The organism is Nonomuraea sp. NPDC049695 (assembly GCF_040674955.1).
Taxonomy (GTDB): domain Bacteria; phylum Actinomycetota; class Actinomycetes; order Streptosporangiales; family Streptosporangiaceae; genus Nonomuraea; species Nonomuraea helvata.
Map to the genome: position 1 here is coordinate 20,267 of NZ_JBFANV010000058.1, position 18,291 is coordinate 38,557.

General features: G+C 70.4%; 16 protein-coding genes. 9 read left to right on the top strand and 7 right to left on the bottom strand.

Annotated elements, in window-relative coordinates:
- Nucleotides 1-3 precede the first annotated feature (3 nt).
- Nucleotides 4-2,064: a LuxR family transcriptional regulator gene (locus tag AB0J64_RS37145; protein ID WP_364037987.1), complete on the bottom strand. Its 2,061-nt coding sequence runs from the start codon at nucleotides 2,062-2,064 to the stop codon at nucleotides 4-6.
- Nucleotides 2,065-2,394: 330 nt separating this feature from the next.
- Here AB0J64_RS37145 and AB0J64_RS37150 point away from each other — a divergent pair, with 330 nt between their 5' ends.
- Nucleotides 2,395-4,056: an AbfB domain-containing protein gene (locus AB0J64_RS37150; protein ID WP_364037990.1), complete on the top strand. Its 1,662-nt coding sequence runs from the start codon at nucleotides 2,395-2,397 to the stop codon at nucleotides 4,054-4,056.
- Between the two features lie 43 nt (nucleotides 4,057-4,099).
- On the opposite strand, the gene AB0J64_RS37155 is transcribed toward AB0J64_RS37150, so the two are convergent.
- From AB0J64_RS37155 to AB0J64_RS37180, 6 genes are all read right to left on the bottom strand, one after another.
- Nucleotides 4,100-5,026, bottom strand: a complete 927-nt coding sequence (locus AB0J64_RS37155) for a substrate-binding domain-containing protein (RefSeq protein ID WP_364037993.1) — start codon at nucleotides 5,024-5,026, stop codon at nucleotides 4,100-4,102.
- Nucleotides 5,027-5,308: 282 nt separating this feature from the next.
- Nucleotides 5,309-6,298 carry a D-2-hydroxyacid dehydrogenase gene (locus AB0J64_RS37160; RefSeq protein WP_364037996.1) on the bottom strand — a complete coding sequence of 330 codons (990 nt, stop codon included), beginning with the start codon at nucleotides 6,296-6,298 and terminating at the stop codon, nucleotides 5,309-5,311.
- A gap of 126 nt (nucleotides 6,299-6,424) precedes the next feature.
- Nucleotides 6,425-8,065, bottom strand: coding sequence for an OmpA family protein (locus AB0J64_RS37165; RefSeq protein WP_364037999.1), 1,641 nt, complete (start codon nucleotides 8,063-8,065; stop codon nucleotides 6,425-6,427).
- Nucleotides 8,066-8,250: 185 nt separating this feature from the next.
- Complete coding sequence (locus tag AB0J64_RS37170) at nucleotides 8,251-8,904, bottom strand: fasciclin domain-containing protein (protein ID WP_364038002.1); 654 nt, start codon at nucleotides 8,902-8,904, stop codon at nucleotides 8,251-8,253.
- A 225-nt stretch (nucleotides 8,905-9,129) separates the two neighbouring features.
- Complete coding sequence (locus AB0J64_RS37175; RefSeq protein ID WP_364038005.1) at nucleotides 9,130-9,501, bottom strand: peptidase inhibitor family I36 protein; 372 nt, start codon at nucleotides 9,499-9,501, stop codon at nucleotides 9,130-9,132.
- Nucleotides 9,502-9,667: 166 nt separating this feature from the next.
- Nucleotides 9,668-10,234, bottom strand: coding sequence for a CGNR zinc finger domain-containing protein (locus AB0J64_RS37180; protein WP_364038008.1), 567 nt, complete (start codon nucleotides 10,232-10,234; stop codon nucleotides 9,668-9,670).
- Nucleotides 10,235-10,319: 85 nt separating this feature from the next.
- Between AB0J64_RS37180 and AB0J64_RS37185 the strand changes: the two genes are divergently transcribed.
- The 8 genes from AB0J64_RS37185 to AB0J64_RS37220 all read left to right on the top strand — a co-directional run bounded on the left by AB0J64_RS37185 (nucleotide 10,320) and on the right by AB0J64_RS37220 (nucleotide 18,284).
- Entirely contained in the window at nucleotides 10,320-11,195 is an 876-nt protein-coding gene (locus tag AB0J64_RS37185; protein ID WP_364038011.1) for an alpha/beta hydrolase, read from the top strand.
- Between the two features lie 327 nt (nucleotides 11,196-11,522).
- The gene (locus AB0J64_RS37190) at nucleotides 11,523-12,500 is read left to right on the top strand and encodes a UDP-glucuronic acid decarboxylase family protein (RefSeq protein WP_364038014.1); all 978 of its coding nucleotides are present in this window, start codon (nucleotides 11,523-11,525) and stop codon (nucleotides 12,498-12,500) included.
- 24 nt (nucleotides 12,501-12,524) lie between these two features.
- The gene (locus AB0J64_RS37195) at nucleotides 12,525-14,057 is read left to right on the top strand and encodes a hypothetical protein (RefSeq protein WP_364038017.1); all 1,533 of its coding nucleotides are present in this window, start codon (nucleotides 12,525-12,527) and stop codon (nucleotides 14,055-14,057) included.
- A complete protein-coding gene (locus AB0J64_RS37200; RefSeq protein WP_364038020.1) occupies nucleotides 14,047-15,036 on the top strand; it encodes a hypothetical protein in 990 nt (329 codons plus the stop codon). The genes AB0J64_RS37195 and AB0J64_RS37200 overlap by 11 nt, the downstream gene beginning before the upstream one ends.
- 29 nt (nucleotides 15,037-15,065) lie before the next feature.
- The gene (locus tag AB0J64_RS37205) at nucleotides 15,066-15,428 is read left to right on the top strand and encodes an SgcJ/EcaC family oxidoreductase (protein ID WP_364038023.1); all 363 of its coding nucleotides are present in this window, start codon (nucleotides 15,066-15,068) and stop codon (nucleotides 15,426-15,428) included.
- A 1-nt stretch (nucleotide 15,429) separates the two neighbouring features.
- Entirely contained in the window at nucleotides 15,430-16,224 is a 795-nt protein-coding gene (locus AB0J64_RS37210; protein ID WP_364038026.1) for a hypothetical protein, read from the top strand.
- Nucleotides 16,221-17,525 carry a hypothetical protein gene (locus AB0J64_RS37215; RefSeq protein ID WP_364038029.1) on the top strand — a complete coding sequence of 435 codons (1,305 nt, stop codon included), beginning with the start codon at nucleotides 16,221-16,223 and terminating at the stop codon, nucleotides 17,523-17,525. Before AB0J64_RS37210 ends, AB0J64_RS37215 begins: the two co-directional genes overlap by 4 nt.
- 15 nt (nucleotides 17,526-17,540) lie before the next feature.
- Entirely contained in the window at nucleotides 17,541-18,284 is a 744-nt protein-coding gene (locus tag AB0J64_RS37220; RefSeq protein ID WP_364038032.1) for a hypothetical protein, read from the top strand.
- Nucleotides 18,285-18,291: the final 7 nt, after the last annotated feature.

Sequence of the window (18,291 nt, forward strand, 5' to 3'; positions counted from 1 at the left end):
GTCTCACGAGGCCTGCGCGGGCCGGACCGCGTACATGACGGCGCGACCGGTTCCGAGCCGCGCCCCTTGGCGGAAGGCGGACGTGAACGCCGCTCTCCCGAGAGCGCGGCGGGCCTGGTCCGCGCACCGTACGTGCGAAGAAGCGTGATAGCACAGCCGCTCGGGCGAGGCGCCCGCCGCCTGCCACAGCGCGTGCGCCGCCCCCAGCAGCTCGGCGGCGCGCTCGTGCTCCTGCCGGGCGCCGGCGCACCAGGCCAGCACCTCCAGGCACTGGACGAGGCACCACCGGTCGTCGCTCGCCCCGGCGAACTCCGTTGCCGCCGTCACCAGGGCCTCGGCCCGCGCGCAGTCGCCCAGGTTCCACCACGCCACGCCGAGGACCAGCTGGGCGTACGAGCGGGACACCAGGGAGTGATGGGACTCGCACAGGTCCAGGAGCTCCTCGCCGAACTCCGCGGCCTGGCCGGGGTCCTCGCTCGAGCCGTACGCGGCCGCGAAGTAGAGGCTGAACAGGACCCCGTCCAGGTCGTCCAGGGCCCGGTGGAGAGCGAGGGACTCCCGCAACAGCGCGAGACCGCGCCGCCCCTCGCCGCTGGAGAAGGCCGCCACACCAGCGGTCCGTACGGCGTACGGCAAGATGTCCTCGTTCCCCGGCCGCAGGGCGATCGTGTGGCACTCCTCCAGCAGCGGCAGGGCCGCGTCGACGTCGCCCTGGCGCAGGGCGAGCATGCTGTCCACCCACAGCGCCGTCGCCCGGGCCCGGCCGGCCTCCGGCACCAGGTCCAGGCCGCGTTCGAGCCAGTAGCGGCCCTCGGTGAGCGCGCCGGAGAGCAGCCAGTAGCACCACATCGCCGACGCGGTCTCCAGTCCGGCGGAGGCCAGCGGCGGCTCGCTCAGGCACGTCTCGAGGGCCCCGCGTACGTTGGGCAGCTCCTGCCGCAGCACCCGGTACCGCTCCAGCTGGTCGGGGACCAGCTGGTCGATCCGGTGCGCCTCCGCCAGTTCCCGGTAATGGCCGACGAAACGCCCGCGCATCAGCCGCTGCTCGGAGGGGGTCAGCTGTTCGGAGCCGTACGCGCGCAGGCTCTCCGGCATGCGGAAGCCGGTCTCGTCCCGGGCCAGGACCGACTTGTCCACCAGCCCGGCCAGGAGGTCGAGCACGTCGAGCCGCTCGATGCCCTCACCGGAGCAGACGTCCTCGGCGGTGTCCAGATCAGCCCCGCCGGGGAACATCGACAGCCGCGCCCACAGCCGCTGCTCCTCGGCCGAGCAGAGCTGGAAGCTCCAGTCCATGGTCGCGCGCAGCGTCTGGTGCCGCGGCAACGCGGTGGGGGCGCCGGCGCCGAGCACGTCGAAGCGCTCGTCCAGCTCGTCCGCCAGCCGCTCCAGCGACAGGGTACGCAGCCGCGCCGCGGCCAGCTCGATCGCCAGCGGAAGCCCCTCGAGGCGCCGCACCAGCCGCACCACGCGCTCCACGTTGCCCGCGCCCAGCGCGAAGCCCGGCACGACCTTCGCCGCGCGCTCCAGGAACAGGCGGACCGCGGCGTGCCGGGCGACCTCCCGGACGGTGCGGCCGGTGCACGGCGCCTCCATCCGGTCGTCCGGGGCGCGGCCGCTCTCCGGGAGCCTGGGGCCGGGACCGGGGCCGGGAACGGGCAGCGGCGGGACTTTCAGCACCTGCTCGCCGTACACGCCCAGGCTCTGCCTGCTGGTCACCAGGACCTGCACATGGGGCGCGGCTCGCAGCAGCCGCTCCACGAAGCGGGCGCAGCCCTCGCCCATGTGCTCGCAGCTGTCCAGGACCAGCAGCATGCGCTTGGCCGACAGGAAGTCCACCAGCACGCCCGTGAGGTCGGGGCTCGCGTCCTGCAGGTCCAGGGCCGCGGCGACCGCGGGTTCCAGCAGGTCGCCGGTCTCCAGAGGGCCGAGCTCGACCACCTCGACGCCGTCCCGGTACTTGTCCCGCAGGAGCTCGGCCATCCTGAGCGCCAGCCGGGTCTTGCCGACCCCGCCCGTGCCGGTCAAGGTGAGCAGCCGAGCCTTCGACAGCGCCTTTCGCGCCACGGACAGCTCGTGTCCCCGTCCGACAAACGTTGATTTATCCGTCAAAAGCTTCATAAGGAGCCCCCGGAAAGGCGATCCCCCTGGTCGCCGACCCAGGCCGCGAGTCGAACCCGAGCGTGCACAGCATTCACCACCCAGGTTATGCCGTGGACCGTGGTACGGCTCGCCGCCGCCCTCCGGACGGCGGCTGAGGGTCGAGCGATCGCGGCCTAGAGACCGGTGTCTATCAAACGGCCCAAACATCTTGTCGCTCTCCTAGTTGCGGCCTAATCTCTGGAGGACAACGTTTTCTATCTCTCCGCCCGCAGGCATCACCTCGAGGAGAGGTTCATGTCCCCACGCGATCCCCTCGTCAGCCGCCGTACCGCGCTCAAGACCGCGTTCGACACCGTGCTCGCCGCCGGCGCGGGCGCGGCCCTGCTCGGCCGCGCCGAACCCGCCGCCGCGGCCAGTCACCCCGGCCTGCTGCACACCCAGGCGGACTTCGACCGCATGCGGTCCATGGTCAACGCCGGAGCCCAGCCGTGGAAGGCGGGCTGGGACAGGCTCGTGGCCAACTCCCACTCGCAGAGCACCTGGACCCCCAACCCGCAGGCGACGATCATCCGCGGCGGCGACGGGCAGAACTACGGCATCCTCTACAACGACATTCACGCCGCCTACCAGAACGCGCTGCGCTGGAAGGTCAGTGGCGGCGCCGCGCACGGCGACAAGGCACGTGACCTCCTCAACGCCTGGTCAGGCACGCTCACCACGGTCACCGGCAACGCCGACAGGTTCCTCGCCGCGGGCATCTACGGCTACCAGTTCGCCAACGTCGGCGAGATCATGCGTGGTTACGGCGGCTTCGACCTGGCCCGCTTCCAGCGGATGATGCTCAACGTCTTCCTCCCGCTCAACGAGAGCTTTCTCACCAGCCACAACGACGCCTGCATCACCAACTACTGGGCCAACTGGGATCTGTGCACCATGAACTCCATCCTGGCCATCGGCGTCCTCTGCGACCGCCAGGACCTCATCGACCGGGCCGTCACGTACTTCAAGACCGGCGCGGGCAACGGCTCGATCATGCACGCCATCCCGTTCGTGCACAGCGGCGGGCTCGCACAGTGGCAGGAGAGCGGGCGCGACCAGGGCCACACCATGATGGGCGTCGGACAGATGGGCGCCTTCTGCGAGATGGCCTGGAACCAGGGCATCGACCTGTACGGCTACGACGGCAACCGGTTCGCCAAGGCGTGCGAGTACATCGCCAAGTACAACCTGGGCGAGGACGTCCCGTTCACCGCCTACACCTGGGGCACCGGCCAGAACTGCGCCCAGCAGACGCAGACCGTGATCTCCTCGGCGAGCCGCGGCGAGGTGCGCCCCGTCTGGGAGACCGTCTACAACCACTACGCGAACCGGCGCGGCCTGGCCATGCCGTACTCGGCCGCGTTCGTCGCCCAAGTGCGGCCGGAGGGCGGCGGCGGTGACTACGGACCCAACAGCGGCGGCTTCGACCAGCTCGGCTTCGGCACGCTCACGCACGCCAGGACCCCCGGCACCGCCACCCTCCCGACGGGGACGACCAGGTCACTGCGCTCGGTGAACTACCCCGCCCGCTACATCAGGCACCAGAACAACCTCGGCTACCTGCACGAGGTGAGCGCCTCCAGCGACGCCCAGACGCGGCAGGACGCCACTTTCACGATCGTGGCGGGCCTCGCCGCGCCGAACGGCTACTCCCTGCGCGCCGCCAACGGGCAGTACCTGCGCCACTCCGGATGGCGGGTGCGCCTGGCCGCCGACGACGGGACGGCGCTGTTCAAGGCCGACGCCACCTTCTACGCCGTCCCCGGCACCGCGAGCGGCTCGGCGCGGCTCGAATCGAGCAACTATCCCGGCCGCTTCCTGCGGCACCGCGACTACGAGCTCTGGGTGGACGCCTACGACGGCACCGCCGGGTTCCGCGACGACAGCTCCTTCACGGCCGTCACCGCCTGGGCCTGAACCCCCCCGCGGGCGGGCGGCGCCACGGACCGGCGCGGAAAGTTTAGAAAGTCCAGAACTCCCGGGCGTTCTCCTTGGTCGCCACTTTGACGGGGATCGCCACAGACTTGGCGATGATCTGGCCCCTCGCCGCCTTGATCGCGCCGTCCACCGCCTGCCAGCCCAGCAGCCGCGGCTGCTGGGCGACCGTGGCGGTCAGCGTGCCCGCCTGCACCGCCTTGATGCCCTCCGGCGTGCCGTCGAAGCCGACGACCTTGACCTGCCGCCCCGCCTTCGGCCCCAGGGCCTGGGCCGCGCCCAGCGCCATCTCGTCGTTCTCCGCGAAGACACCCGTGATGTTCGGATGACTCTGGATCAGGCTCGCCATGGCCTGCCGTCCCTTCCCCCTGTGAAAGTCGGCCCGCTGCTTGGCGACGACTTTGATGTCCGGGTACGCGGCGATGCCCGCGGTGAAGCCCCGGCTGCGGTCGCGGGAGGCAGAGGTGCCGGCCGTGCCCTCGAGCACGACCACCTCGCCCTTCCCGCCGAGCTGCTTGGCCAGCTCCTGGGCGCCGAGCTTGCCTCCGGCCACGTTGTCGGAGGTCAGGGTCTCGGCCACCTCGGCGCCTGTGACCGTGCGGTCGGCCGCTATCACGGGGATGTTGACCTGGTCAGCGGCCTTGACCGCCGGGCCGACCGCCTCGGAGCTGACCGGGTTGACGATGATCGCCTTCATCTTCTGGCCGGTGAAGCTCTTGATCTGGTCAGCCTGCTGGGCGGAGTCGTTGTGCGCGTCGGTGACGGTCAGCTTGACCCCGAAGTTCTGGGCGGCCGCCTCCGCGCCGTCTCGGAACTGAACGAAGTAGGGGTTGTTCAGCGTCGACACGGCCATGCCGATATGGAGGTCTCCCGAAGGCTCACGGCCGGCGGACGAACCGCAGGCGGCCAGGCCGAACGCGGCCCCGACTATGAGAGTCGCGAGAATTCGCATGATCTTTCTTCTTGTTGGTTCCTGCCCTGCGCCGCAGGGTGCCGACGAGGGCCGCGGTCGCGCCGGTGTCGTAGCCGGCCGCCTGATGCTCCGCCGAGGCCAGACGGTGGCCGGTACGAGCCGGCCCGCCGCGAAACCGCTGGACAGAGTGTATGTGATGGGTCTCACGCCTGCCGAACTCGCGTTGTGAGGACCCGATCGCGGAGCCGCGTCCAGCCGGTCCAGTCCGTCGTGGGCCGGCCCTCGGGCGTGTCGCGCCCCTTGGGGAACGCTGCCGTCTCCTCAGCGTGGCCCGGACGGTACGAAGCCGAGGCGCTTGTCGACGACGTTCATCAGGGGCTTGCCGTCGAGCCAGCGCAGGGCGTTCTCCGCGAACTGGCGGGCGAGCGCGCCGGGCCAGCCGGCCGCGTCCCCGGCCATGTGCGCGGACACCACCACGCCGGGCGTCCCCCACAGCGGGTGGTCGGGCGGCAGCGGCTCGGTGTCGAACACGTCCAGGGTCGCGCCCGCGATCCGCCCGGCCGACAGGGCCGCGACCAGGTCGGCCTCGACGACGCAGGGGCCGCGGCCGACGTTGACCAGGTGGGCGGTCGGCTTCATCGCGGCCAGGACCTCGGCGTCGACCAGCCCGCGGGTCTCCTCGGTCAGGGGCGTGACCAGGACCACGTGATCGGCCCAGCCGACGTGGGCGGCCAGGTCGCCGCTCGGCACGACGGCGCCGAAGTCGGGGTCGCCGGCGCGTGCCGTACGGCCGGCGCCCCGGACCTGCATGCCGACGGCGCGCAGCAGCCGGGCGGTCTCCCGCCCGATCGCGCCGGTGCCCACGATCAGCGCGGTGCTGTCCGCCACCGTCAAGGTCTCCCGGTGCCGCCAGGTACGCGCGAGCTGCAGGTCATGACCGCGATGGACGTCCTTGGCGAAGGCGAGCACCGAGCCGAGCACGAACTCGGCGATGGGCCGGTCGAAGACGCCCCTGGCGTTGGTGACCACGACGTCGGAGTCGACGAGCGCGTCGAACAGCAGCCGGTCCACGCCGGCCGCCGCCACGTGGATCCAGCGCAGCGCGCCCGCCCGGTCCCACACCTCGCGCACGGCGGTGGAGAAGTAGTCCCACAGGAGCAGCGCGTGCGCCCCCTCGATCGCCGCAGGCAGGCCCGCGTGATCGCAGTAGCGGACGGTCGCCCGCTCCTCCACGGCCTCCACGTGCGGGGGACGGCTGTCCGCGTCGGCGCAGAGCACGGTGATGACGGGACGGTGGGCGGGTCCCGGCACAGGCGCCTCCCGGTCGTTCGCGGTCTTCCGGCGGCTCAGGCCGGACGGGACCGCCCGGCCGCCTGAGCCGCCGACCAACGTAGGAAGGCCGGACCGGGGATGTCAACAATCCATCGATCTCGCGCTTCACGAGATCGGGACGTTCGGCACGGTGCCGAGGCCCTCCGCCTCCAGGGTGATCGACTTCGTCGAGTCTGCGGGCGCGGGGAAGTAGACGTAGCTCCTGTTGACCTCGCCCTTGTCCAGGGTCAGCACGGAGTTCTCCACGAACTCGGTGCTCATCTTCAGCGGCAGGTACCGCGCCTGCGTCGCCGGGTCGACCAGGCTGAACGTGCCGTAGTCGGAGCCGGAGGAGAACGAGTGCGACCCGCCGCTGAACGGCCCCGGCACCGGGACGAACAACTCCGAGCTCTCCAGCGCGACGTCGAAGGTCGCCACCAGGTAGGCGCCGTCGCGGTAGAACGGGTGAACGTCCACCCGCAGCCGGTCGTTGAAGTGCTTCACGCTCAGCGAGCCCACCACCGGACCCGCGTCGGCGCGGAACGGGGCGGGGCCGCGTACCGAACCGCGCACCTTGTCCGCCGACGGGCCGGTCGTGGTGGTCGTGCCGGGCAGGTCCTGCTTGATCTGGTAGGAGATCTCGACGCGGCGGTTGCGGGCGCGGCCCTCGGGGTTGTCGCTGCCGTCCTGCTTGGTGTTGTCGGCGATCGGCTCGCTCTCGCCCTTGCCCGTGGCCTTGTAGACGTACGCGTCGCCGAGCTTGCCCGCGAGGTACCCGCGCACCGCCTCCGCCCGCTTGACCGAGAGGTTCTGGTTGTAGGCGGGCTCGCCCTTGCTGTCGGTGTGCCCCTCGATGAGGATCGGCGGCTTGGCGGGGTCGGCCCGCAGGCGGGTCTCCTCGACCACCTCGTCCAGCACGGCGGCGGCCTTGTCCGACAGATCCGCCTTGTCGAAGCGGAACAGCACGTCCGTGCGTAGCCCGATCGTCTCCTGGGCGCCCTGCTGCTCGGTCGTCTTCTGCGGGGTCTCGATCATTTCGTGCACGTCGGAGACCCCCGACCAGATCTTGCCCGACGGCGGCACCACGGGGAACTGGAACGTCGAGCCGGCAGCGGGCGTGTCCGTCTCGTCGCGCTGCCTGGCGACGGGCGGGGCGGCGCCGTCGGTGACCGGGACGCCGGTGAACGGGGCCATGGCCATGTCCGGCACGATCGAGACCTGCCGGACCCCGGCCGGCAGCGGCGGGAAGTACACCTCGACGGGGTAACGCACGCCGGCACGGAAGTCGTCGGGATAGTTCTCCGTGGTGGGCGTGGCGTGGCGGGTGCCGAACGCCCTGCCGTCGGCGTCGTTCTCCCGCAGCGTGAAGTAGACCTTCCTGCCGACCGGGTCGAACAGCCGGAACTTGCCGAAGCTCACGCTCTGCGTGGGTAACCCGTCGTAGCCGAAGTCGCCGCTGGAGCCGCCCTCGCCGGTGGCCGTGATCTCCATCTTGAGCACGGTGAGGTCACTGTTGCGCTCGAGCGCCTTGACCTCCACCTTGAACGGGTTCGAGCCGTGCAGGCCGACCAGCCCCTCCCGTACGAGGGTTCCGGCAGGGGTCGCGCTCGCCGGCGGCGAGCCGGTCACGGCCGGCGAGGCCGGCGGGGACGCGGGCTGCCGCGGGGGCGTCGTCGCCGTCCGGCTTCCGGTGTGCTGGGAGGGCGCTCCGCACGCGCAGAGCACCGCGGCGGTGAGCAGGAGGACCGTCGTTCGGGTGGTACGCATCGACACAAATCTCCGCGAGGCGATCAAGATCGGTCAGGTGTAGGAATTAGACGCAGGGTCCCACGTTCTTGTTCGCCTCATGTGATCTGCGGTCGCCGCATTCCCGGCCGGACATGGCGAGAGCACGGTCGCCGGGGTCGTCGCCTGGCGATCGTGCTCTCCGTCCGGGCCGGGGCCCGTGTCCCTCACTGGGGCATCAGGACCTTGTCGACCACGTAGACCACGGCGTTGCTCGTGTGGATGCCGCCGCAGACGATCTTGGCGCCGTTGATCGTGAGGTTCTCACCGGAACCCTTCACGGTCAGCTCGCCGCCCTGCAGCGTCTTGAGCGTGGCACCCGAAAGGTCGGCCGGCTCCTTCTTGCCCTCAACCACGTGGTAGTTGATGGCCTTGACCAGTTTCTCCTTGTCGGCCATGACCTTGTCGCGGGCCTCCTTCGGGATCGCGTCGAACGCCTTGTTGTCAGGCGCGAAGACCGTGATGTCCTTGGCGGAGTTCAGATTCTCCTCCAGCCCGGCCTTCTTCACGGCGCCCGAGAATGTGGAGAGCTCGGTGACCTGCGAGAGGGCGGTGGCGACCGGCTTGTCCGCGATGCCGGACAGTTCGCTCTCCATCGCGGAGCAGCCGGGCCCGGACGGGGTCGCGGCGACGCCAGGCGACATCTCTCCAGGTGACGGTGAGACCTCGGGCATGGTGGAGGTCTCCTCCGGTGCCGGCGAGGTTTCCGGCATGGACGTATCCGTCGGTTCCGGCGTGGGCGTACGAACGTAAGCATGGGCGACGGTGCCGGCGGTGCTGGCGGTCAGCGCCAGCGCCGCCGCGAGAAGCACTCGTTTCACTGTGATCCCCCCGTTTTCGATCGGTCCCGGGCTCGCGCCTGGGTCCTTCTCCAGTTTCGGGGGCCGTTGAGAACACAGGAGTTACATTTCGCCTAAGACGGCACAAAAGTGATATGTCACAACTTTGCGGACTGCGCAGTGTGGCCCGCTTCGAACGGACCCGGGACGGGCTCTGTTCGCGCTGCGACCGCCCAGAGCCCGTCGTCTCACTCGACGTCCGGGGACCTAGCAGTTGGGCGCCACGGCGTCGATCTTGCCGCCGAAGTCGTCCTTGTACACCCTGCGGTAGTCGCCGTCACGGACGACGCGGGTCTCCTTCCTGTCGGGGACGCTGATCCAGTTGATGAAGCAGCCGTCGGCGTGGGCGATGAAGGACCCCACGTTGTCGTGGAGCGCCGGCGGCACGTCCACGTAGCCGTGGTCCGGGCTCCAGCACCACGACGCGCCGGAGTAATCCCGCCCGCTCCACAGGCAGATGTCACCGGACGCCCTGGAGGCGGGGGCGGCCGCCGTGGCCGGGGCGGCGCAAGCCACCATGGCGAGCGCGATGGCGCCGGCGCCCGTTGCGATCCGCATGCCGCGTGTCGTCGACCTCATTGCCGTGTCTCCTTGTGTTCGTGCTGTTCGGGGGGAGCCGCCTGAGCAGCTCACATCACAGCATGTAACAGATCCAACACGTTCCGCTTCTGCGCGTCGGATAGAAGATCCCGGACCTGCGGTCGTGGAGAACTGGCGGCCGGGTCATAGCGGCACGCCCGTACAGTCAGGCCGGCTTGTGGCGCTGGTAGTGGCGGGCGACGCGGGTGCGGTTGCCGCAGCGGGCGGCCGAGCACCAGCGGCGGCGCGGATGGGCGGGCAGGAACAGCAGCACGCAGTCGTGGGCCTCGCACTGGCGGACCCGGGTGACCGCCGGGTCGGCCAGCAGGCCGGCGGCGGCCTCGGCGAGCCATGCAGCCAGCCGGGCCCCGGGGGAACCGGTGCGGCGGAGGGTCGCCGTGACTGCCTCGCCGTTCCAGGCGAGCTCGCTGATGGCGGGTGCGTCGAGCTGGGCTTGGTTCAGGTGCTTCAGGTCCTCCGCGGGGGGCGGAGTGGCGTTGCGGGTGTGCTCGACGGCGCGGGCGGTGTGCTCGCGTACGGCGTGGACGGCGGCCAGATCGGCAGCGGTGAGCTCGGCGGCGGCGAGCTCTCGAGCCTCGGGGAACCGGTCGGCCTGCAGGCCCAGCCAGGCGCGCAGGTCGTCGGGCGTGGCCAGGAGGTCGCCGGTGGCCGGGCGGGTGTTGATCAGGTCCAGCGCCAGCGGCTCCCCGGTCAGGGGAACGAGATCGCTCATACCTCTAATGGTATCAAGCCGGGTTGACGCATTAGGAAGTCATGGGCTATATCTAATGCATCTTCTCGCTTGAAAGGCATTAGAGATGTCGATCGCCCGCATCGTCCACCGTCACCTCGACGTCGGCGACGTCCGCGTCTTCTACCGGGAGTCGCTGCCCGACCGGGACGACGCGCCCGTGCTGCTGCTCCTGCACGGCTTCCCGTCCGCCTCGCACCAGTTCCGCCGCCTCATCGACGCCCTCGGCGGCCGCTACCGGCTGATCGCCCCCGACTACCCCGGTTTCGGTCACACCCAGGCCCCGGAGGGCTTCACCTACTCCTTCGACCGCCTCGCCGACGTGATGGAGGGCTTCGTCCAGCGGCTCGGCCTGACCCGGTTCGCCATGTACGTCTTCGACTTCGGCGCCCCTGTCGGCTTCCGCCTCGCCGAGCGGCACCCCGAATGGATCGCGGGACTGGTCGTCCAGAACGGCAACGCCTACGCCGAAGGCCTGTCGCAGGCGGCCCGCGACTTCATCGCGCTGCGCCCCGAGACGCCGGGCGCCGAGAAGGCCGTTCGCGACCTGCTCACGCCGTCCGGCACCCGCTTCCAGTACGAGAGCGGCGTCGCCCACCCCGAACTGCTGGCCCCCGACGGGTGGACCCTCGACCAGCACTTCCTGGACCTGCCCGGACGCAAGGAGGCCCAGGTGGCACTCGCGTTCGACTACCACACCAACGTCGAGAGCTACGACCGCTGGCAGGCGTGGCTGCACCGGCACACGCCGCCCACCCTCATCGCCTGGGGCACCGGCGATCCGTTCTTCCCCGAGCCCGGAGCCCGCGCGTACCTGCGCGACGTGCCCGACGCCGAACTTCACCTTTTCGAGGCCGGCCATTTCGCCCTGGAGACGCATCTGTCCGAGATCGCTCCGCTCGTCGCCGGCTTCCTCGACCGCGTGTGGTCGGAGAAGTACTGAAAGTGCTGCGCCGCGTCTTCACAGGCACTGACTGTCAGAAATGAGGCGCGTACTGACCAGATGACAAAACGGCAGCTCATAACCCTTAGTGGGTCAATTGGTTTATATTTCAGCCATACCCATAGATGACAGTATGTCTGATATATACCCGCTTCTGGTGGTAAGTGAGTATTGACGGTGGCGAGGCGGCCGTCATAGCCTGCGGGTGCATCGAAGCTGATCTTCCTGAGCGATCCGGGGGGCCCGCTCGGAGGCTTTTTAATGCGGGGGGCCATACGTGTTTTTTTCGGCTGTCGTCCAACGCAAAAAAGATAGTGAGAAGACCATATGAGGCGCCCCGCTGTGGCCATTACCGGCGGCGCCGGTTTTCTCGGTTCTCATCTTTGTGAGCGGTTTCTGGCTGAAGGTTACCGCATTTACTGTGTTGACAATTTTCTCACGGGAGCGGTCGCCAACGTCGAACACCTCATGGCCGACGACCGCTTCCGGCTGATCCGCACCGACGTGTCCCAGCACCTGGTGCTCGCGGACCCGGTCGACGCCGTCCTCCACTTCGCCTCGCCGGCCTCGCCCACCGACTACCTTCGGCTGCCCATCGACACGCTCAGAGTCGGCTCCAGCGGCACCTTCAACGCGCTCGAGCTGGCCAAGGAGAAGGGCGCCCGGTTCGTCCTCGCCTCCACGTCGGAGACGTACGGCGACCCGCTGGTCCACCCGCAGCCGGAGACCTACTGGGGCAACGTGAACCCGGTCGGCCCGCGCGGCGTCTACGACGAGGCCAAGCGCTTCGCCGAGGCCATGACCATGGCCTTCCGGCGGGCCTGCGGCGTCGACACCGCGATCCTGCGGATCTTCAACACGTTCGGCCCCAGGATGCGGCCGTTCGACGGCCGCGCGATCCCGACGTTCATCAGGCAGGCGCTGCTCGGCGAGCCGATCACCGTGTCGGGCGACGGCAGCCAGACCCGGTCGATCTGTTATGTGGACGACCTGGTCGAGGGCGTCTTCCGCGTCTTCAACTCGGACATGGACGGACCCGTCAACCTGGGCAACCCGCATGAGATCTCCATGCTCTCCCTGGCCGAGTGGATCATTGAGCTCACCGGCTCCGCATCGGAGATCACGTACGTGCCGCGGCCACAGGACGACCCCAAGATCCGCCGTCCCGACATCACGCTCGCGACAACCCGTCTGGGCTGGTCGCCCAAGACGCCCATCGAGGACGGGCTGCGGCACACCATTGCCTGGTTCCAGGAGCATCCGCAGCTCTGGACAGCCGGCAACCTGGCACGCACGGCATCCTGAGACGACGGACGACGGACGACGCACATGAGCACCACTGCGGGGGTCGGCTACACCGACCTGTTCAAACAGGACCGTTCCCAGCCGCATTGGGCCTACGACTACGCGCGGCGCCTGATGGAGCGGCACGGGCCGGAGCGGCGCGTGGTGATCCAGACCAGCATGTCGCCCAGCGGGTGGTTCCACGTCGGCAACTTCCGTGACACCGCCTGCGCGTACCTGGTCCACCGGGCGCTGCGGCGGCTGGGACAGGACTCGCTGATCCTGCTCAGCTTCGACGACTACGACCCCATCCGCCCCAGTCAGGCAGCCCGCGACCCGGAGCTGGCCGGGTACGGCGCCCGCCCGCTGGGCGCCGCCACCGAGCGCAGCAGGCGGATCTGCCGCCGCTACATCGCCGAGTTGAAGCGCATGGGCATCTGCCCGGCGGAGGCCGACGCCGACGGCCGCACCCCGCCGGACTCCGACTGGCAGACCCACTACCAGCACGGACGCTACCTCGCCGGCACCTACGTGCCGCTCCAGCGGCGCTACCTCCGCGCCGCGGGCAAGCTCGGCAAGCTCCTCGGGCAGGCGCCCGAGCACCTGTTCAGCGTCTACTGCGAGCAGTGCGGCCGGGGCGGCACGCGTACGCTCAAGCTCGGCCGCGGCCGGGTGCGCTACGCCTGCGACTCCTGCGGCGCTCTCACCAGCACGCGGCGCACCGAGCTGGTCAAGCCGGCGTGGGCGCTCGACTGGACGCTGCGCGTCACCCACGAGCGCATCGACTGCGAGCCGGCGGGCCAGGACCACTGCAGCGCGGGCAGCACGATGGACCGCACCCGGGCGATCTACCGCGAGTACCTGCGCGCGTACCAGCCGGTGATCGTGCCGTACGGCCTGGTCCGCCAGTCGAGCGACAGCGGGAAGGTGTCGGGCTCGCGCGGCGGCGGCATGACGCTCGCCGACCTCATGCGGGTGATGCCGCCCCGGCTGATCCTCTTCCTGTACGGCAGGCCCAACTGCCTGTCCGACTTCCGCATCAGCCTGGACTTCGCCCCGTTCGTCGCCGCCTACGACGCCTACGACCGCTTCCTGGCCCGGGTGCGGGCGGGTGAGCGGCGGGCGACGGCGCTGCACGATCTCATCGCCGGCGAGGGCGAGGAGACCGGCCCGCTGCCGGGGATGCGGCACGTGCTCGGGCTGCTCCAGTCCCACTGCTACGACGTGGAACGTGTCATCGCCCTGCTCGGCCCGGCCGCCGCAGAACGGGTGCGCCACGCCCACGCCTGGCTGGCCCGCGGCAGCAGCCGCCGCTGGATCGACCGGACGTCCGAGGCCGAGCCCGGGGCCCTGCTCGTGGATGGGGACCTGCCGGAACGCTGGACGCGCGCGTCGTACCGGACGCTCTATCTGACCCTGTTCGGCACCGAGTCGGGGCCGCCGCTGCGGCGGCTGGAGGAGAGCTTCGGCCGGGCCGGGCTCGTCGCCGCCGTGCGCGCCTATGCCGACCGCGCCGAGCGCCCGCTGCGTGAACGGGTGCTCGCCCAGCTCAGGCCGGGTGATGCCGATGTGGGTTGAGATCGTCGACCCCACGGTGCAGCCGGTGCCCGCCGACTGGGAGCTCTTCCGCAAACAGCAGGGCCTGATCGCGGCCTGGCAGGCGGACGCGCTGACCACCGTCGCCTGGTGCTCCACCCGCCCCATCCGGCTGGGGATCGTGCGTGACGGGGGCCAGGCGGTCGCCCTGTTCACCGGCGAGGTGGCCGGGCTGCCGCCCCGCCGGGGCAGATACGCCGAGCCCGGGGCGCTGCCGCCGGCGGGGTGGTTCAACTGCCGCCTGCCCATCGGCTTCACCAGCGGGTTCTCCTTCGCCGCCGAGCTGTCCGAGCGGGACAGGGCCGCCGTGCTCGCCGCGTTCGAGAAGGCGCTGCGCCGCCTGCTGGGCCGGCGCTGCCTGGGCATCGTCTACCGGCAGGTCACGGCGGACCTGCTGCCGGTGGTGGCGCGGCGGTCCCGGCCCCGGCTCACGACCGCGCCCAACACGCTGCTGCGCAACCGCTGGAGCGACATGGACGCGTACTTCGCCGACCTGCCGCGCGACCGGCGCCGCCGGCTACGCAAGATCCACGCCGAGGCAGGGGAGAGTACGCGGGTGCTGGCGGGCGCGGGCGAGATCGACCCCGCGCAGGCCGGCACGCTGGCCCGGGCCACCCTGCGCAAGCACGGGAGCTCCGACGCGCCCCTGCCCGCACGCTACTTCCACGTGCTCGGCGGCGAGGAAGGGGTCCGGTACTTCGGCCACCTGGACGGAGACCGGCTGCTCTGCTTCGACCTGGCCTTCGACGACGGCCGGCACCTGGTCACCACGGTGACCGGGTCGCTGGACGTGCGCGACGGAGGCCGCCGCAACCTCTACTTCGACCTGTACTTACGTGAGATCGACTACATGATCAGGCACGGCCGCGAGGGATGCGAGTTCGGCAAGGGGATGGCCGAGCTGAAGCAGCGGTTCGGGTGCGAGCTGATTCCCCAGACCGCGGTGCTGGCCGCGTGGTGACCATCCGACATCTCGAGAGGCGAACGACCGTGGAGTTCTCACAGGCGCTCGACGCGCACCTGAAGGCCATAGAGGCCCGTGACCTGGAGGCGTACCTGGCCACCGTCCACCAGGACGCCTCGGTGATCCTGCCGAACGGGACGCTGCTGCGCGGCAAGGAGGCGATCGCCGAGTTCCACACCGCCTGGTTCGGCGATCCGGACTGGTCGCTGCGGGCCGAGACCGTACGGGTGGAGGCCGCCGGGGAGGCCGCCTTCGCCCTGCTGTCGGTGGAGTACGACGACCTGGACCCGGAGGGCAAGCCGTACCAGAAGGTCTACTACCTCACCCTCTACTTCACCCGGGCGGACGGGCGGTGGCTTCTCGTCCACGACCAGAACACCTTCTGCTGAGATGGCCCGATCGGGGTTCTCCGAGCGAGCCTGGGAACAGGCGTACCGGGCGGCGGTGGCACGGGCGTTCGGCACCGTGCCGTACTACCGCGAGATGTGGGCCGAGGCGGGCGCACGGCGGGAGGATCCGGCGCCGACGCCGGCGACGCGGCTGCAGGAGGTGCTGGCCGGGCTGTACCCGCTGGGCGCGCCGTACGAGCGGCGGCGAGAGGAGCCCGGCTGGATCGGCGAGCCCGCCGAGCTGCTGGAGGCACTGAGGCTGACCGGGGCGTACCGGGGTGAGCGGCCGCTGTTCGAGGTGCGCCGCGCACTGCTGGACTGGCGGCGGATCGGCAGGGCGCGCTACCACGTCGTGCTGAGCGCGGACGCCGAGGTGGCCGACCCCGAGACCAGGGCGGCGGGGCTGCGCGCCCTGCGCGCCGCCCGCGAGCCCGCCCTGCTGGGCGACCCCGGCCAGCTCGCCGAGCTGCCCGATCATCCGGGCCGGGCACGCCTGCTCGTGCGCCTGCCCCTGACGGACCTCGAAACCCACGAGCGTGACGCCCACGGGCATGTGGTGCACGACGCGCAGCTGGGCTATCTCGGCGGCCGGGACCGGGGCTGCGGCCAGGTGCACGTGAACTGGCGGCGCGTCCACGTGCGCCAGACCCCGGCGGGACCGCTGTTCACCCTGCTGCGACGGCGCCGGCCGACCCTGGTGGGCATCAGCGTGCCGGGCGCCGCCCACCTCGCCGTGGAGCGCTGCGGCCGGCACGGCACCCCCGTGCTGGCCGCCCGTGAGGCGGTGGCCTCGTGAGGGGAGCCACGTTCAGCCTCGCGCCGGTCGCCTATCACCTGGCCGCCATCCGCCGCAGGGAACGTCTCGGCCACGAGGAGCAGCTGCGGCTCCAGGCCGAGCGGCTGCGCGCCCTCGTCCGGCACGCCTACGCCAACGTCCCCCACTACCGGCGCACGTACGACCCCGCCCTGGTCGAAGCACTGCGCACCGCGCACGACCTGGCCGGCTTCCCGGTGCTGGACCGCATGGACCTGCACCACCACGGAGCCGCCCTGCTCGCGGACGGGTTCACCGAGGCCGGCACCCGCTCCGCCACGACCAGCGGCTCCTCCGGCATCCCGATCACCATCCGCAACTCCGAACGCGACCTCGGCTACCTGCGCGCCACCTACCTGCAGGACATGCTCTCCAGCGGCCTGCGCCCCACCGACCGGATCGCCTATTTCCGGGTCAACCCGTTCCTGCGCCATCCGCTCGAACGCCTGGGAGTGCTGCGCAACTTCCACATCCCGACCGACCGGCCGCTGGACGAGCAGGTGGCCGCGTTCCTGGCGGCCAGGCCCACGTTCCTCGTCGGGTTCCCCAACGTCATCGGCAGCGTGGTGGACGAGCTCAAGCGGCGCGGCATCGCCTACGACGGCGTCAGGACCGTGCTGTTCGGCGGCGAGCGGCTCACCCCCGTCGCCCGGGCGCACATCCTCGACTACTTCGGCGCGGCCCACCAGGAGGTGTACGCCTGCGTCGAGACGTTCACCATCGCCCGCGCCTGCCCCCGGGGCAGCCTGCACCTGCGCACCTCCGACCTGGTCGTCGAGGTCGAGCACGACGACGGCACCGTCTCGGTCGAGGACGGCCGGGGAGAGATCCTCCTCACCAGGCTGCGCGGCCAGGCCATGCCGCTGATCCGCTACCGGCTCGGCGACCGGGTGCACATCACCCCGAACGACTGCGCCTGCGGAGTGGCCCGCACGCCCATCGTGCGCGAGGTGCTGGGCCGCAGCCAGGACCGCATCGCCGCCGCCGACGGCCGGCGCTACTACGGGGACTTCCTCACGTACGTGGTCCAGGACTTCCCCGAGGTGACCCGGATGCAGCTGATCCAGCACCGTCCGGGGGCGATCGAGGTGGTGATCGTGCCCACGGCGGACGCCCGCCACGACCTCACTACCGACATCGAGCAGGCGCTCCGCCGCAAGGCGCCCGGCCTGGAGGCCACCGTACGGACGGCGACCCACATCGCCCCGGAAGCCAACGGAAAGATCAAGATCGTGAAAGTCCACGGAGACCCCGTGCTTTCCGGTGACTCGTCCACAACCTAGAAAGGTCACTGCCACATGTCGCTGAAAGCAACCATCGACCAGCGCATCGCCGAGCACCTCCAGAGCACGTACACCGATGACCACGCCGTCCGCAAGCTGTCGCAGCACTTCCGCCGCGAGGGCTACGTGAAGCTGCCCGGGTTGGTCCCGCAGTCGCTGTTCACGGAGGTCACCGACGAGGTCCACCGACTGCTCGACCTGCACGAGAAGCGGATCGACATCCACCTGGCCGAGACCGGCAACTCCCCCCGCTACATGAGCACGATCAGTCAGCAGGCCATCGCCAAGGACAGCGAGCTGATCCCGGCCATCTACGAGTCGCAGGCGCTCATGGACTTCCTGTCGCGGCTGGCGGCGCAGCCGGTCATGCTGTGCCCGTGGGAGGAGGAGAAGTACATCGCCATCCGCCAGCACAAGCAGGGCGACACGCACGGCTGGCACTGGGGTGACTTCAGCTTCACGGTGATCTGGATCATCGAGGCCCCGGAGGCGAAGTACGGTGGCCAGCTCCAGACCGTCCCGCACACCGACTGGAACAAGCAGGACCCGCGCGTGGAGGAGTACCTCCAGGAGCACCCGATCAAGACCTGGGGCCACGTCACCGGCGACCTGTACTTCCTGCGTTCGGACACCACCCTGCACCGCACGATCCCGCTGAACGCCGACCGGACGCGCATCATCCTGAACACCTGCTGGGCCAGTGAGTCGGACACCAAGAAGGAAGCCACCCACGAGACCATGCACGCGATGTTCGACTGACAGATGT